This window comes from Lentzea alba (assembly GCF_047445655.1).
Classification (GTDB): domain Bacteria; phylum Actinomycetota; class Actinomycetes; order Mycobacteriales; family Pseudonocardiaceae; genus Lentzea; species Lentzea alba_A.
The window spans coordinates 345,742-359,992 of record NZ_JAJAEG010000001.1 but is presented as its reverse complement, the minus strand read 5'-3'; the positions used below and the strand labels follow the sequence as shown (position 1 = coordinate 359,992).

Genomic DNA, 14,251 nt, shown 5'->3' with positions numbered 1-14,251 from the left:
CGTGAAAATCGGGAGGCGGCTCCAGCTAGCCTTGACGGCAAAGCTGACTTCGTCTACAAGGAGCCACCACCGTGTTGCGCACGCACGAGGCCGGATCACTCCGGGCCGAGCACGCCGGGCAGTCCGTCACCCTCACCGGGTGGGTCGCTCGCCGGCGGGATCACGGCGGTGTCATCTTCATCGACCTCCGCGATGCGTCCGGTGTTGCCCAGGTCGTGTTCCGCGAAGGCGAGATGGCCGAGCGCGCGCACCGGCTGCGCAGCGAGTACGTCATCAAGGTCACCGGCGACGTGAGCAAGCGGCCCGACGGCAGTGAGAACCCCGAGCTGGCCACCGGTGCGATCGAGGTCTACGTGAGCGACCTCGAGGTCCTCAACGAGGCCGCGCCGCTGCCGTTCCAGGTCGAGAGCGACACCGAGCCGGGCGAGGAGGCTCGCCTCAAGCACCGCTACCTCGACCTTCGCCGGGAAGGCCCGGCCAAGGCCATCCGGCTGCGCAGCGAGGTCAGCCGGATCGCGCGAGAGGTGCTCCACGGCGAGAAGTTCGTCGAGATCGAGACGCCGACCCTGACCCGTTCCACGCCCGAGGGCGCGCGTGACTTCCTGGTGCCGGCGCGACTCAGGCCGGGCTCCTGGTATGCGTTGCCGCAGTCGCCGCAGCTGTTCAAGCAGCTGCTGATGGTCGGTGGCCTGGAGCGCTACTACCAGATCGCGCGCTGCTACCGGGACGAGGACTTCCGCGCCGACCGGCAGCCGGAGTTCACCCAGCTCGACATCGAGATGAGCTTCGTCGAGCAGGACGACGTCATCGCGCTGACCGAGAAGCTGCTCGCCGCCATCTGGAAGGAGACGAAGGACGTCGAGCTGCCGCTGCCGTTCCGTCGCATCTCCTACGCCGAGGCGATGTCGAAGTACGGCTCGGACAAGCCGGACCTGCGCTTCGAGCTGGAGCTCACCGAGCTCACCGAGTACTTCAAGGACACGACGTTCCGCGTGTTCCAGGCGCCGTACGTCGGTGCCGTGGTCATGCCGGGCGGTGCCTCCCAGCCGCGTCGCACGCTCGACGCGTGGCAGGAGTTCGCCAAGCAGCGCGGTCACAAGGGCCTCGCGTACGTGCTCGTGCAGGAGGACGGCACGCTGGGCGGGCCGGTCGCCAAGAACCTCACCGACGCCGAGCGCGACGGGCTGGCCAAGGCCGTCAACGCCAACCCCGGCGACTGCATCTTCTTCGGTGCGGGCGAGGCTCGTGACGCGCGGGCGCTGCTCGGTGCGGCCCGCGTCGAGATCGCGCACCGGGTCGGCCTGATCGACGAGAACGCGTGGGCGTTCGCGTGGGTCGTCGACTTCCCGATGTTCGAGTCGGTCGACAAGCTGGAGGCCGGAGACGTCGCGGTCGGCGGTGGCAACTGGACCGCGCTGCACCACGCGTTCACCTCGCCGACGCCGGAGTGGATCGACAACTTCGAGACCGACCCCGGCAACGCGCTGGCCTACGCCTACGACGTGATCCTCAACGGCAACGAGCTCGGCGGTGGCTCGATTCGTATCCACCGCGCGGACGTGCAGCAGCGCGCGTTCAACGTCATGGGCATCGGGGCTGAGGAGGCGCAGGAGAAGTTCGGCTTCCTGCTCGACGCGTTCAAGTACGGCGCCCCGCCCCACGGCGGCATCGCGCTCGGCTGGGACCGCCTCGTCATGCTGCTCGCGGGCGTCGACTCGATCCGCGAGGTCATCGCGTTCCCGAAGAGCGGCGGCGGCTACGACCCGCTGACCGCGGCTCCGGCGCCGATCACCGCCCAGCAGCGCAAGGAAGCCGGCGTCGACGCGAAGCCCCAAGAGCCGAAGCAGTAATGCTGCGGCTGCGGGTGGTCTGTCCGGAAGACCAGACCGAGGCCGCACTGGAGATCCTCCGCGACCACGCGGGCGCCACCCACCTGGTGGTCCTGCGTGGCGCGGCGATCGACCCCGAAGGCGACCTCATCACGGCGGACGTCGCGCGTGAGTCCGTCGACGAGATCGTCGGCGCTCTGTGCCGGCTGCGGATCGACCGCGACGGTGGCATCACGATCGAAACGATCGACACCTCGCTGTCCGACGCCGCCGACCGCGCCCAGGAGGACGCACCCGGCGACGGCTCGGACGCGATCGTCTGGGACGAGCTGATCGCCCGCACGGGCGAGGAGTCCAAGCCGAGCGTCACCTTCCAGGCGTTCCTCACGATCTCGTGCCTGCTCGCGGCCGTCGGCATCGCGACGAACTCGACGGTGACGCTGGTCGGTGCGATGGTCGTGGGGCCCGAGTTCGGTCCTCTCGCCGCGATCGCCGTCGGGCTCGTCGCGAAGCGCTGGGACCTCGTGCGGCGCGCCGCCGTGGCGCTCGCGCTCGGGTTCCCGCTGGCGATCGTGATCACCTCGGCCCTGACCTGGCTCGGTGCGTGGTTCGGTCTGCTGCACCGCGAGTCGCTGCTGCACGGGACCGAGTCCGAGTTCATCTACCAGTTCGGACCGTTCTCACTGATCGTGGCGCTGCTCGCGGGCGCGGCTGGCATGCTGTCGATGACGTCCGCGAAGTCGGCCGCACTGGTCGGTGTGTTCATCTCGGTCACCACGGTGCCCGCCGCCGGTTATGCTGCGCTGGCCGCGATTCTCGGAGTGTGGGACAGAGTGGGTCCCGCTGTCGCCCAGTTGGGCATCAACTTGATCGGTATTGTCGTCGCGGCCGCGCTCGTTCTGTTGATCCGCAGGCGCGGGGCAACGGATGGTGTTTCCACACGTCCACTGTCCAGGGGATGATCAACGGAACTTCCGGGAACAGCGCGAGCCGTTATCAACGAGTGGTGGTAGTCGCAGCCTGGCCGGATTAGCGTCGGTCCGGCTCGGAGACATGGGGAGTAGGGTCGGAGGGGATGAGCGTGGAGATCACCGCGGGCCCTCCCGACACGACTTCACCTGAGATCGCCGAAGCTGTCGAAGCGGCCGAGCGGGTACTGACCAGGCGTTTGGGCGCACAGGTGCGCCTCGCGGACCCCGAGGCTCTCGGGGGTACCGGTCGTTCCGTCGTCATCCGGGTCAGAGTCGCCTCCTCGCCGTTCTCGATGCCTCGCACGCTGGTCGTGAAGCGTTATCCGGCCGGGTCCGGGGACCGCGACCCGTGGGCGCACGAGGCCGTCAGCCACCAGCTGCTCACCGCGTTGCCCGCCGAGGAGCGCGCTACGCCAGAGCTGTTCGCACACGACGTGACGTCACGTCTGGTCGTGCTCGAAGACCTGGGCCGTGCGCCGCGTCTGTCCGAGAAGCTGCACGCCAAGGACGCGCGCGCTGCAGAACGTGGGCTGCTCTCGTGGGCTCACGCCATGGGACGCCTGCACGCCACGACGGCCGGCCGTGACGCGGACTTCGACGCGTTGATGCGCCGAGCCGGTGCGCAGTGCTGCCAGGACCCGATCGCGGTCGACGTGCACGCGGCCATCGCCGGGTTACCGGGGTTGCTCGGGTCCACGCTGGGCGTCGAGACGTCCCCGCAGGCCACCGAGTTCGCCGCCGACGCCGCACGAGCGTTCAGCACGTCGAGGCGCCGTGCGTTCAGCCCGTCGACGTCCTGCCCGGACAACCACCTGGTCACCTCGCGCGGAGTCCGGTTCGTCGACTTCGAGGGCGGCTGCGTCCGCGACATCGTGTTCGACGCCGCGGCGCTGCGCGTGCCGTTCCCGTCCTGCTGGTGCGGGTGGGGGCTGCCGCCGGGCATGTCCGAGGCCATGGTCGCCGCCTGGCGGGCCGAGGTCGGGTCGGTGTGGCCGGAGATGGACGACGACACGGTGCTCTTACCGCGTCTGCTCGAAGCGCAGCTGCTGTGGGTGTGGCTCGCGACCTGGCGGGCGCTGTCCAAGCCGATGCCGAGCGTCGACAACGCACCACCGCGCAGCGTCGTGCTGGCGGGCCGGTGGGTGCGGCTGCGGTCGGACGCGCTGATCCTGGGTGAGAAGACCGTCGCGTCGCACGCCGACGCGGTGATCGGCGCACTGGTCGACCGCTACGGCGCTGAGGTGCTCGAACTCCCGCTTTACCCAGCATTTCGCTGAACCGTTCCCACACGGTCATTCCGAGATCACCGGGCACGCAGATCCTGAGTCGCGTGCTGGTGCTACTCGGTGACTCGACAGCGGTCGGTATCGGCGACCTCGTTCCCGGCGGCTGGCGCGGCTTCGGCCCGATCCTCTCGTCCGCCTACCCGGGCAACGGCTACCGCAACCACGCCGTCTCCGGGGCGCGGCTGGCCGACGTCAGACGCTTTCAGCTGCCGCAGGCCCTGCGCGACAAGCCCAGCGCCGCCGTCGTCATCGCCGGTGTCAACGACACGCTCCGGTCCGACTTCTCCGTGCGGCAGATGCACGAGGACCTCGACACGATCTGCCGCGAGCTGACCGCTGCCGGGGTCTCCGTGGTCACCGTGCGGTTCCACGACCAGGGCCGCGTGTTCAAGCTGCCGGGCCGGTTGCGGCGGGTGTTGAAGGACCGCATCGACGAGTACAACCGCGTGGTCGACGTCGTCGTCGCGCGCCACGGCGTGCGGTGCGTCGACCTGCACACGCTGCCTGGCGCGTACGAGCTGGAGACGTGGGCGGTCGATCGGCTGCACCCGTCCGAGCGCGGGCACCGGATGCTGGCGCAGGCGTTCGCCGCGGAGTTGCGCTCGGTCGGGCACGAGGTCGGCGAGGTCAGCCTGGAGTGCTCAGGTGGGCGCGAGTTGACGGTGTGGCACCACGTCGCCTGGTTGGCGCTCAAGGGGGTTCCGTGGCTGTTCCGGCGCGGTGCCGACCTGCTGCCGTTGCTGTGGGCCGACGAGACGCCGACCGAGGTGGCGGGACCGGTGCCGACGGACGTGCTGTCCGCCGACACCGGCCGCATCTGACGATCAATCCAGGTCGTAGATGGTCTGACCACCGACGGTCGTGGCCTGGTAGTTCGCCGCGACCCACTCGCTGATCTCGTTGTTGCCGCCGCCGGGTCCGCCTCGTCCGCCACCCGCGACGAAGTAGCGCACCTTGCCGTCCGCGACGAGCGCCTTGAACTCCTCCAGCGTGGGCGCGGGATCGCTGCCGTTCCAGCCACCGATCGCGATCACCGACCGGCCGGACGCCAGCTGCAACGACGCCGCGCTCTGCGCACCGATCGTCGCGGCGGCCCATTCGTTGTCCGTGGCCTTCAACAGCTGCACGACCTCGGTGGACGAACCGCCTTCCCGCATTCCGCCGCCCTGTTGCGAACGCGGACCGGACAACGGGATCGAGCCGCTGTGCGTGGTGGCGGCGGTCGCGAACGCGTAGCCGGAGGTGCCGAGCAATGCCGCCGCGATGAGCACACCCACCAGCCACTTGCGGCCGTTGACCCCGAAAACCAGTGCCAGCACGGCGATCGCGGTGACGACCAGCACGACCCAGCGCAGCCACGGCGTCCAGTCCGGTGTGCGGTTGAGCAGGATGAAGCCCCACACACCGGTCGTCGCGACCATGGCCGTCAACGCCATCCGCACCGGGAAGTGCGCGCGGCCACGCCACAACCCGTGTCCGGCAATGCCGACGAGAGCAGCGATAGAGGGCGCCAGCGCGACCGTGTAGTAGGGGTGCGTGATGCCGCTCATGAAGCTGAACACCGCGCCGGTGACGAGAGTCCAGCCACCCCACAGGATCAGCGCCGCACGGGTGCGGTCAGTTCTCGGCGCCCGCCGCATGAACCACAGTCCGGCGGCGAGACCGATCAACGCGGCCGGAAGCAGCCAGGAGATCTCGGGGCCCATGCTGGCGCCGAACAACCGGCCGATGCCGGTGGAGCCGCCGAATCCGATGTTCCCGTTGCCGCTCATGCCGCCGCCACCGGGTCCGCCGCCTGAGTTGCCGAAGATGCGGCCCAGGCCGTTGTAGCCGATCGCCAGCTCCCACAACGAGTTGTTGGTGGAACCGCCGATGTACGGGCGGCTGGCCGCCGGCCACAGCTCGACCAGCGCGATGAACCACCCGGCCGAGACGACCACGGCGAGCCCGGCCGCGAGCAGGTGCAAGAGCCTCTTGAGCGGTGCTGTCGGCGCGGCGACCAGGTAGGCCAGCGCGAGCGCGGGGAGCACCAGGAATCCCTGCAACATCTTGGTGAGGAACGCGAGACCGATGGCCGTTCCCGCGAGCATCAGCCACCACGGGCTCGCCTTCTCCAGCGCTCGTACCGTGCAGTACGCGGCCGCGACCATCAGCAGCACCAGCAACGCATCCGGCAGGTTGAACCGGAACATCAGCGTCGCCACCGGCGTCAGAGCGAATGCGGCACCGGCGAACAGCGCCGCGCCCGGACCGGACGTGCGTTTGACCGTCGCGTACAGAAGTGCCACCGCCGCAACGCCTTCCAGCGCCTGCGGGGCGAGCACGGTCCAGCTGGAGAAGCCGAACACCTTGGCGAACAGGCCGCTCACCCACAGGAACGCGGGCGGCTTGTCGACCGTGATCGTGTTGCCGGGGTCGAGCGAGCCGAACAGCAACGCCTTCCAGCTCTGCGACGCCGCCTGCGTCGCGGCCGCGTAGAAGTCGTTGCCGTAGCCGGTCGCGGTGAGGTTCCACAGGTACAGCACGGCGGTCCCAGTGAGGAGGCTGAGGAAAGCTATGCGGTGGAACGGTTTCGTGCTCCGGGTTGCGGCCGGCGCCGGTGCGGCGGGTGCGGGAGCGAGGGTGGCGGTCATGCCGGGGCCTTTCCGAGTTGGATGACCGGCGTGGCCGGGCGGGAGTTGGTGGCGGTCATGCGGCGGCCCTCGCGAGTTCGATCACCGGCAGGGTCGGCAGAGTGCGGCGCAACCGCGCGATGCCGCGCAGGTCGGCCAGGGCGGTGGCGAGGATGTCGACGCTGGATTCCGGGTCGTCCACCCAGTCGACGGGGACCTCGTGGATGCGCAGGCCCGCGCGTTCGGCGAGCACCAGCAGTTCGGTGTCGAAGAACCAGCCGGTGTCCTCGACGTGAGGCAGCAGCGCGTGCGCGGCGCGGGTGTGGATCGCCTTGAACCCGCACTGCGCGTCGGTGACGTGCGTGGGGAGCGTGGCGCGCAGCAACACGTTGTAGCAGCGGGAGATCACCTCGCGCTTGACGCCGCGGGTGACGCGGGCGCCGTGCGCGAGTCTGCTGCCGATGGCGAGGTCGGAGTGCCCGGACAGCAGCGGCGCGACCAGCGGTGCGAGCGCCCTGAGATCTGTCGAGAGGTCGACGTCCGTGTACGCCAGCACTTCCGCGTCCGAGACCGACCAGACCTCTTTCAACGCACCGCCACGGCCCTTGCGCGGCAGGTGGATGCAGCGCACCAGCTCGTGGGCACGCGTCAGGTTCTCGGCGATCTGCAACGTGTGGTCGGTGCTCGCGTTGTCCGCGATGGTGATCCGGAAGTCGTGCGGGAACAGCTTCGGCAGTTCGGTGAGCAGCCGGTCGACGCACCTCGGCAGGTCGTGTTCCTCGTTGTAGACCGGGATCACCACGTCGAGAGTGGTCATGACGCGTCCAGTTGGTAGAGGGTGGTACCGGCGACGGTGGTCGCGGTGTAGTTCTCGGCGACCCACTCGGCGATCTCGTGGGCGGCGTCACTGCCGGTGTCCCCCTGCATCATCCGGCCGGCCGCGACGTAGTAGTGGATCTGTCCATTTCGGACCATCTCCTGGAACTGCTCCAGGGTCGGCGCGGGATCGGTGCCGTTGAAGCCGCCGAGCGCCATCACCGGCTGCTCGCTCGCGAGCTGCAGGCCCGCCGCGTTGTTGGAGCCGATCGTCGCGGCGACCCACTTGTAGTCGCTCGCGTTGTCCTGCAAGAGGGTCACGACTTCGGCATCCGGAGTTGAGGCGCCCAGAAGCCCGCCACCGCCGCCCATGCCCATCCGTCCGCTCGACGGGCCCGCGGAGGGGATCGCGCCGGTGTGCGGGGTGGCGGCGGTGGCGAAGGAGTAGGTGGTGGGGCCGAGCAGCGCGGCGACAAGTGCGACCGGGATGGCCCAGCGCATCGACAGGACCAGGCCGACGGCCGCGATCAGGCCGGCCATCAGCACGATCACCGCGACGGGCGTGGAGAAGGCGTTGATCAGCAGGTAGCACTGCAGCGCGCTCAACGCGACGGAACCGGAAAGCACTGCTGCGGCAGCGGGTTCGTGTCGACGCTCCCACAGCTCCGCCGCGGCGATGCCGATGATCGCGGCGATCGCGGGTGCCAGCGCCACGGTGTAGTAGGAGTGGATGATCCCGTTCATGAAGCTGAACACCGCGGCGGTCACGACGAGCCAGCCGCCCCACAACGCGAGCGCGGTGCGGGCGCGGCCCTTGGTCAGCCACAACCCGGCGATCAGGAGCACCAGCGCGGCGGGCAGCAGCCAGGCGATCTGACTGCCCATCTCCGAGCTCAGCAGGCGGCTCCAGCCCGGCGTGCCCCAGCCGCGGCCGCCGCCGACGCTGCCGACCTCGTCACCGGTGAGCCGGCCGAGACCGTTGTAGCCCAACGCCAGTTCCAGCACGCTGTTCGTCTGCGAGCCGCCGATGTACGGCCGGTCCGGCGTGAGTTCGACGGCGACGATCCACCAGCCGCCCGCGACGATCATGGCTCCCAGCGCGCCGGACAGGTGCAGGACCCGCTTGCCGATCGTCGTCGGGGCGGCGATCAGGTAGGCCAGCGCGAACGCGGGCAGCACCAGGAAGGCCTGCAGCATCTTGGTGAGGAAGCCGAACCCGACCGCGACACCGGCGAGCGCGAGCCAGTACGGACTGGCGTTCTCGACCGCGCGGGTGACGCAGTAGGCGCCCGCGATCAGCAGCAGCACCAGGAGCGCGTCCGGGTTGTTGAAGCGGAACATCAGGACCGCTACCGGGGTCAGTGCGAGCACCGCGCCGGAGATCAGCGCCGCGGCGGGGGAGAACCAGCGGCGGACCGTCGCGTACAGCAGCCACACGCTGCCGACGCCCATCAACGCCTGCGGCACCAGGATGCTCCAGGCGTTGACGCCGAACAGCCTGGCGGACAGGCCCATCACCCACAGGGAGGCGGGCGTCTTGTCGACGGTGATCGCGTTGGAGGCGTCGGACGAGCCGAAGAACCACGCCTTCCAGCTCGTCGCGCCGGCCTGGGCGGCGGCGGAGTAGTAGGCGTTGGCCCAGCCCGAGTCCCCCAGCCGCCACAGGTACAGCGCGCCGGTCGCGATCAGCAGGACCGCCAGCGCCAGGCGTTCTCGTCTCATGCGGACGAGACTCGCGGCCTAGCCTGGGTCGGCCGTGTGCTCTCGCTGTGAACGACCTGTGTGCAGGGAAACCTTGAACGTCGTGCGGCCGGGCACGCTTGCGACGGACACCTCGCCGTCGTGCGCGCCGACCACCGCGGCGACGATCGACAGGCCCAGGCCGGTGCTGCCCGCGGCGCGCGAGCGTGAGGAGTCTCCGCGCGCGAACCGTTCGAACACTTCCAGGCCCTGCGGGATGCCCGGTCCGTCGTCGGTGACGGTCAGGTCGATCTGTCCGTTGTGGACGGACAGGCCGGTGGTGACGGTGGTGCCCGGCGGGGTGTGCGTGCGGGCGTTGGACAGCAGGTTGCCGATGACCTGGTGCAGCCGTTGCACGTCACCGGTGACGTGCACGGGATCGCTGGGCAGGCTGAGCTTCCAGCTGTGGTCGGGGCCCGCGATCCTGGCATCGCCGACGACGTCCAGCACCAGCCGGGAGAGGTCGACGTCCTTGCGCTCCAACGGCCTGCCGGCGTCGAGGCGGGCGAGCAGGAGCAGGTCCTCGACCAGTGACGTCATCCGCACCGCCTCGGACTCCACCCGGCCCATCGCGTGCGCGATCTGCGGAGGTACGTCCTCGGCCGATCTGCGCGTCAGTTCGGCGTAACCGCGAATGGCGGCGAGCGGGGTGCGCAGCTCGTGCGAGGCGTCGGCGACGAACTGCCGCACGCGCGTTTCGCTGTCGTGCCTGGCTTTCAGCGCGTCGCCGATGTGCCCGAGCATCTTGTTCAGCGCGAGCCCGACCTTGCCGACCTCGGTGTGCGGGTCGGTGTCCTCGTCCGGCACGCGTTCGGCGAGCGCGACCTCTCCTTCGTGCAACGGCAGTTCGGAGACTCTGGTCGCGGTCTCGGCGACCCGGTCGAGCGGCACGAGCGCGCGCCGCACGATCACCCGGCCCGCCAGTGCGACGGCCGCCGCACCAGCGAGGATGAGCCCGGCGAGGATCCAGACCATCTGCCACACCACGCCCGTGACGAGGGACAGCGGCAGGCCCTTGACCCGCATCCGGTCGGTCACCACGCGGAACTCGCCCGTCTCACCCAGGTCGACGGTGTGCAGGCCTGCGGGCACGGCTTCGAGCGCCGTGATCTCCTCGTCGGTGAGCGGACGCGGCTGGTCCCAGCCGGGCAGCTCGATCGTGCCGTCGATGGTGCCGTCGCGCTGGATGATCGCGTTGATGCCGGGGGAGCTGTAGGGCGAACCGGGCGGCGGTGGCTTGAGGTTCATGACCTGGCTGTCGAGGTTGCCCATCATGAACGCGTGCAGCGCGAGGACCGCCACTCCGCCGATCACCAGGCACAGCGCGGTGACCAGGGCGATCTGACCGGAGACCAGCTTCGCCCGCAGAGTCCGGGGCCGCAGGGTTCTAGGTCGCAGGCTTGAGGACATACCCGGCGCCTCGCATCGTGTGGATCATCGGAGCGCGTCCGGCGTCGATCTTCTTGCGCAGGTAGGAGATGTAGAGCTCGACGATGTTCGCCTGGCCGCCGAAGTCGTAGCTCCAGACCCGGTCGAGGATCTGCGCCTTGCTCAGCACCCGCCGCGGGTTGCTCATGAGATAGCGCAGCAGTTCGAACTCCGTCGCCGTCAGGTCGATCGACTTGCCGGCGCGTTCGACCTCGCGCGTCTCCTCGTTCAACGACAGGTCGCCGACGACCAGCCTGGCGCCCGCGTCCGCGTCGGTCACGCCGGTGCGCCGCAGCAGTGCGCGCAGCCGCAGCACGACCTCTTCCAGCGAGAACGGCTTGGTCACGTAGTCGTCGCCACCTGCGGTGAGCCCGGCGATGCGGTCCTCCACGGCGTCCTTCGCGGTCAGGAACAGCACCGGCAACGCGGGGGAGTCGGCGCGCATCCGGCGCAGCACCTCGAAACCGTCGAAGTCCGGCAGCATCACGTCGAGCACCACCACGTCCGGCCGGAACTCGCGCGCGGTCCGCACCGCCGTCTGACCGTCGAGCGCCGTGCGGACTTCCCACTTCTCCATCCGCAGCGCCATCGACATCAGCTCGGCCAGGCTGGACTCGTCGTCCACCACGAGCACCCGCACCGGCTGCCCGTCCGGCCTGCGGAGTTCGGTCTTCATCGCGCGCATGGCTCCCATCGTGAACGCGGATCCTGTGTACCAGCTGTGAGCGCTCCGCACAGCTCAGGCCTACTCGGAGCACAGGTTCGGCACAGGTGGCGCGGCCACGGTGACTGACATGACCGAACAACAGCCCCCGGAGTGGGGCGCACCTGAACCCGCGGCGCGCCCGGCGTGGACCGCGAAGAAGACAGTGGCGGCCGTGGCCATCGCCGTGGGCATCGCCGCGGCCGGTGGAGTCGCGATCTACGCGGCTAGCGGCACGAACTCCGAGACCGGCGCCATGGGCGGCCCTGGCGGGATGGGCGGTAGGCCGCAGGACGGTGGCGGCATGCGTGGACCTGGCATGGGCCTCGGCTCCGGCACGGCGACGCACGGCGAGTTCCAGACCGGCGAGGTGACGTCGATCAGCGACACGTCACTGGAGGTGAAGTCGACCGACGGCTACACCAAGACGTACGTGATCGACGCCGACACCGTGGCCGAAGGTGTCGAACAGGGTGACACCGTGACCGTGATCGCCACCACAGAGGACGGCAAGACAGTGGCTTCCAGCGTGGTCGAGCCTGGTCAGCGCGGCCAACAGGGCCAAGCACCTCCGACCCGGTAGCTGGCTGCTTGGTCAAGTGTGAGTGGTTATGGTCGGGTTCAAGGCCCGACCACAACCGGAGGTGAGCGGTCTGCGCACGTTCACACTGACGGTGATGGGCACAACCGACCTGCACGGCAACCTCTTCAACTGGGACTACTACCTGGACCGCGAGTTCGACGACTTCGCGCACAACGACGTCGGGCTCGCGAAGATCTCCACGTTGGTCCACGGGGTGCGTGACGAAGTGGGGCGGCATCGGACGTTGTTGCTCGACGCGGGCGACACGATCCAGGGCACACCGCTCGCCTACTACTACGCGAAGGTCGAACCGATCACGACGCGTACGCACGTGCACCCGATGGCGGCAGCGATGAACGCCATCGGGTACACGGCGGCGGCGCTGGGCAACCACGAGTTCAACTACGGGCTGGAAGTGCTGCGGACGTTCGAGCGGCAGCTGGACTTCCCGCTGCTGGCCGCGAACGCTTTGGACGTCGCCACCGGGTTACCCGCGTTCGCGCCGTACGTGATCAAGACGGTGTGGCGGACGGGCGGGCCGCCGTTGCGCGTCGGGATCCTCGGGCTGACCAACCCCGGGATCGCGGTGTGGGACAGGGCGGTCGTCGAGGGTGTGCTGACGTTCCCGGGTCTGGTGGAGCACGCGCTGCACTGGGTTCCGGAGGTGCGGTCGAAGTCCGATCTGGTGATCGTGGCGGCTCACTCCGGCGCCGATCTGTCGTCGTCGCTGGGTGATCAGGTGCCGTTCCCGGAGAACTGCGCCGAACTGCTCGCCGAGACCGTGCCGGGGATCGACGCCGTGCTGGTCGGGCACGCGCACGTGGAGATCCCGCAGCGGATCGTGACGAACAAGGTGACCGGGCGGCCGGTGCTGCTGACCGAGCCGTTGTACTGGGGCAAGCGGTTGTCTTTGATGGAGTTCGACCTGCGGTTCTCGGAGCGCTGGGAGCTGGTTTCCTCGCGGTCTTCCGTGCTGTCGTCGGCTTCGGTTTCGGAGGATCCGCGGATCGTGCGGCTTTTGACGCATGATCACTCGAAGGTCGTGTCGTACGTCAACGGGCGGATCGGCACGTGTCTCGGGGCGATGTCGGCCGCGCGGTCGCGGTTCGAGGACACGCCGGCGCTGGGGTTCATCAACCACGTGCAGGCGCTGGAGGTGTCCAAGTCCACGTCGCTGCCGGTGGTGTCGTTGTGCGCGCCCTTCAACCGCGCGGCGGCGATTCCGGCCGGCGAAGTGTCCATTCGGGACGTTGCCGGCCTTTACATCTTCGACAACACGCTGATGGGCGTGCGGATGACCGGGGCGGAGCTGCGCGACTTCCTGGAGGAGTCGGCTTCCTACTTCCGGCAGGTGTCGGGTCCGGGTCCGTTCACCGCTGCCGAGGTCTCGGCGGACGTGCCGGACTACAACTTCGACATCGCCTACGGCCTTTCCGCGCCGTTGACCTACGACATCGACATCTCCAAGCCGGTCGGGTCGCGGATCGTGGGGCTGGCCTACGACGGCGAGCCGGTTCCGGACTCGTTCGAGTTCGCGGTGGCCGTGAACAACTACCGGCAGGCGGGTGGCGGCGACTTCCCGCACATCGCCTCCGCGCCGGTGCTGCACAACCAGCAGCAGGAGATCCGCCAGCTGCTGATCGAGTGGGTTCGGTCCGCCGGGGTTTTGGACCCCGCTGCTTTCGTCCGTTCGGACTGGCGTCTGGTGTCCGGCGGGGTGCCGGTCATGGTGACCACTAACGGGTGAATTCGGGCGTGTTGTCCTGGGTGTTTGGGTGCGGGTGGTGGAATCGCAGCGTCCGAATGGGATAGGCCAGGCGCGTGCAGTTACCGCAGCGCGTCTTCGTCGGCGCTCTTGTCGTGCCGATGCTGCTCGCCTCGGTGGGCACCGCGTTCCGGCCTTCAGGCGAGATTGAGCCCGGGCACCTGGTGTTCGCCGTGCGCTCGTCCGAGATCGTGCTGGCCGGTACCGCGGGGTCTGCTCATGAGCGCCAGGAGGTCGTCGACGCCGTGCGCGTGGTGACCGCCGCCCACCGCATCACCGACATGATCACCCCGTACGCCGGCGAACGGATGCCCGTCACCGCTGCGGACGCCGCCTCGCTGCTGGGCGTCGTGCTGGACCACGGCGTCACCGACTTCACCGGCGTCGTCCACAAAGGACGCCTGACCGCGTCGGCCCGCGTCGCGGACCCGGAACGCGCGGGCGTGCTGAGCGACGCCCTGCGCGCCGCGGTTCCTGATCTGCGCGTCGACGAGGACTTCACTTCGGACTAGGAGCGT

The 14,251-nt window shown here is 69.3% G+C and carries 12 protein-coding genes; 7 read left to right on the top strand and 5 right to left on the bottom strand.

Going from position 1 to position 14,251, the window contains the following annotated elements; genetic code table 11:
- Positions 1-71 precede the first annotated feature (71 nt).
- The 4 genes from aspS (at position 72) to LFM09_RS01675 (ending at position 4,907) form a co-directional block, all read left to right on the top strand.
- Positions 72-1,850 carry an aspartate--tRNA ligase gene (gene aspS / locus LFM09_RS01690; RefSeq protein ID WP_414094412.1) on the top strand — a complete coding sequence of 593 codons (1,779 nt, stop codon included), beginning with the start codon at positions 72-74 and terminating at the stop codon, positions 1,848-1,850.
- Positions 1,850-2,791 carry a DUF389 domain-containing protein gene (locus LFM09_RS01685; RefSeq protein WP_414094411.1) on the top strand — a complete coding sequence of 314 codons (942 nt, stop codon included), beginning with the start codon at positions 1,850-1,852 and terminating at the stop codon, positions 2,789-2,791. The genes aspS and LFM09_RS01685 overlap by 1 nt, the downstream gene beginning before the upstream one ends.
- A 113-nt stretch (positions 2,792-2,904) precedes the next feature.
- The gene (locus tag LFM09_RS01680) at positions 2,905-4,077 is read left to right on the top strand and encodes a hypothetical protein (RefSeq protein ID WP_414094410.1); all 1,173 of its coding nucleotides are present in this window, start codon (positions 2,905-2,907) and stop codon (positions 4,075-4,077) included.
- A 53-nt stretch (positions 4,078-4,130) separates the two neighbouring features.
- Positions 4,131-4,907 (top strand): SGNH/GDSL hydrolase family protein, encoded by a 777-nt coding sequence (locus tag LFM09_RS01675; protein ID WP_414094409.1) that lies wholly within the window; start codon positions 4,131-4,133, stop codon positions 4,905-4,907.
- A 3-nt stretch (positions 4,908-4,910) separates the two neighbouring features.
- Here LFM09_RS01675 and LFM09_RS01670 read toward each other — a convergent pair whose 3' ends face one another.
- The 5 genes from LFM09_RS01670 to LFM09_RS01650 are packed head-to-tail and all read right to left on the bottom strand — an operon-like array spanning position 4,911 to position 11,367.
- Entirely contained in the window at positions 4,911-6,719 is a 1,809-nt protein-coding gene (locus tag LFM09_RS01670) for a glycosyltransferase family 39 protein (protein WP_414094408.1), read from the bottom strand.
- Between the two features lie 55 nt (positions 6,720-6,774).
- Positions 6,775-7,515: a dolichyl-phosphate beta-glucosyltransferase gene (locus tag LFM09_RS01665; RefSeq protein WP_414094407.1), complete on the bottom strand. Its 741-nt coding sequence runs from the start codon at positions 7,513-7,515 to the stop codon at positions 6,775-6,777.
- On the bottom strand, positions 7,512-9,236 hold the full coding sequence (locus LFM09_RS01660) for an ArnT family glycosyltransferase (RefSeq protein WP_414094406.1): 1,725 nt from the start codon (positions 9,234-9,236) through the stop codon (positions 7,512-7,514). Before LFM09_RS01660 ends, LFM09_RS01665 begins: the two co-directional genes overlap by 4 nt.
- A gap of 18 nt (positions 9,237-9,254) precedes the next feature.
- Positions 9,255-10,664, bottom strand: a complete 1,410-nt coding sequence (locus tag LFM09_RS01655) for a sensor histidine kinase (protein ID WP_414094405.1) — start codon at positions 10,662-10,664, stop codon at positions 9,255-9,257.
- Complete coding sequence (locus LFM09_RS01650) at positions 10,642-11,367, bottom strand: response regulator transcription factor (protein WP_414094404.1); 726 nt, start codon at positions 11,365-11,367, stop codon at positions 10,642-10,644. The genes LFM09_RS01655 and LFM09_RS01650 overlap by 23 nt, the downstream gene beginning before the upstream one ends.
- A gap of 109 nt (positions 11,368-11,476) precedes the next feature.
- Between LFM09_RS01650 and LFM09_RS01645 the strand changes: the two genes are divergently transcribed.
- The 3 genes from LFM09_RS01645 to LFM09_RS01635 all read left to right on the top strand — a co-directional run bounded on the left by LFM09_RS01645 (position 11,477) and on the right by LFM09_RS01635 (position 14,245).
- Positions 11,477-11,968 carry a hypothetical protein gene (locus tag LFM09_RS01645; protein WP_414094403.1) on the top strand — a complete coding sequence of 164 codons (492 nt, stop codon included), beginning with the start codon at positions 11,477-11,479 and terminating at the stop codon, positions 11,966-11,968.
- A 94-nt stretch (positions 11,969-12,062) separates the two neighbouring features.
- Positions 12,063-13,715 (top strand): bifunctional metallophosphatase/5'-nucleotidase, encoded by a 1,653-nt coding sequence (locus tag LFM09_RS01640; RefSeq protein WP_414094402.1) that lies wholly within the window; start codon positions 12,063-12,065, stop codon positions 13,713-13,715.
- A 74-nt stretch (positions 13,716-13,789) separates the two neighbouring features.
- On the top strand, positions 13,790-14,245 hold the full coding sequence (locus LFM09_RS01635) for a hypothetical protein (RefSeq protein WP_414094401.1): 456 nt from the start codon (positions 13,790-13,792) through the stop codon (positions 14,243-14,245).
- Positions 14,246-14,251 lie beyond the last annotated feature (6 nt).

Excerpts from the sequence above, each read along its gene's own strand:
- LFM09_RS01685 (WP_414094411.1), top strand. The coding sequence starts at position 1,850 with ATGCTGCGGCTGCGGGTGGTCTGTCCGGAAGACCAGACCGAGGCCGCA.
- LFM09_RS01680 (WP_414094410.1), top strand. The coding sequence starts at position 2,905 with ATGAGCGTGGAGATCACCGCGGGCCCTCCCGACACGACTTCACCTGAG.
- LFM09_RS01670 (WP_414094408.1), bottom strand. The coding sequence starts at position 6,719 with ATGACCGCCACCCTCGCTCCCGCACCCGCCGCACCGGCGCCGGCCGCA.
- LFM09_RS01665 (WP_414094407.1), bottom strand. The coding sequence starts at position 7,515 with ATGACCACTCTCGACGTGGTGATCCCGGTCTACAACGAGGAACACGAC.
- LFM09_RS01660 (WP_414094406.1), bottom strand. The coding sequence starts at position 9,236 with ATGAGACGAGAACGCCTGGCGCTGGCGGTCCTGCTGATCGCGACCGGC.
- LFM09_RS01655 (WP_414094405.1), bottom strand. The coding sequence starts at position 10,664 with ATGTCCTCAAGCCTGCGACCTAGAACCCTGCGGCCCCGGACTCTGCGG.
- LFM09_RS01650 (WP_414094404.1), bottom strand. The coding sequence starts at position 11,367 with ATGCGCGCGATGAAGACCGAACTCCGCAGGCCGGACGGGCAGCCGGTG.
- LFM09_RS01645 (WP_414094403.1), top strand. The coding sequence starts at position 11,477 with ATGACCGAACAACAGCCCCCGGAGTGGGGCGCACCTGAACCCGCGGCG.
- LFM09_RS01640 (WP_414094402.1), top strand. The coding sequence starts at position 12,063 with ATGGGCACAACCGACCTGCACGGCAACCTCTTCAACTGGGACTACTAC.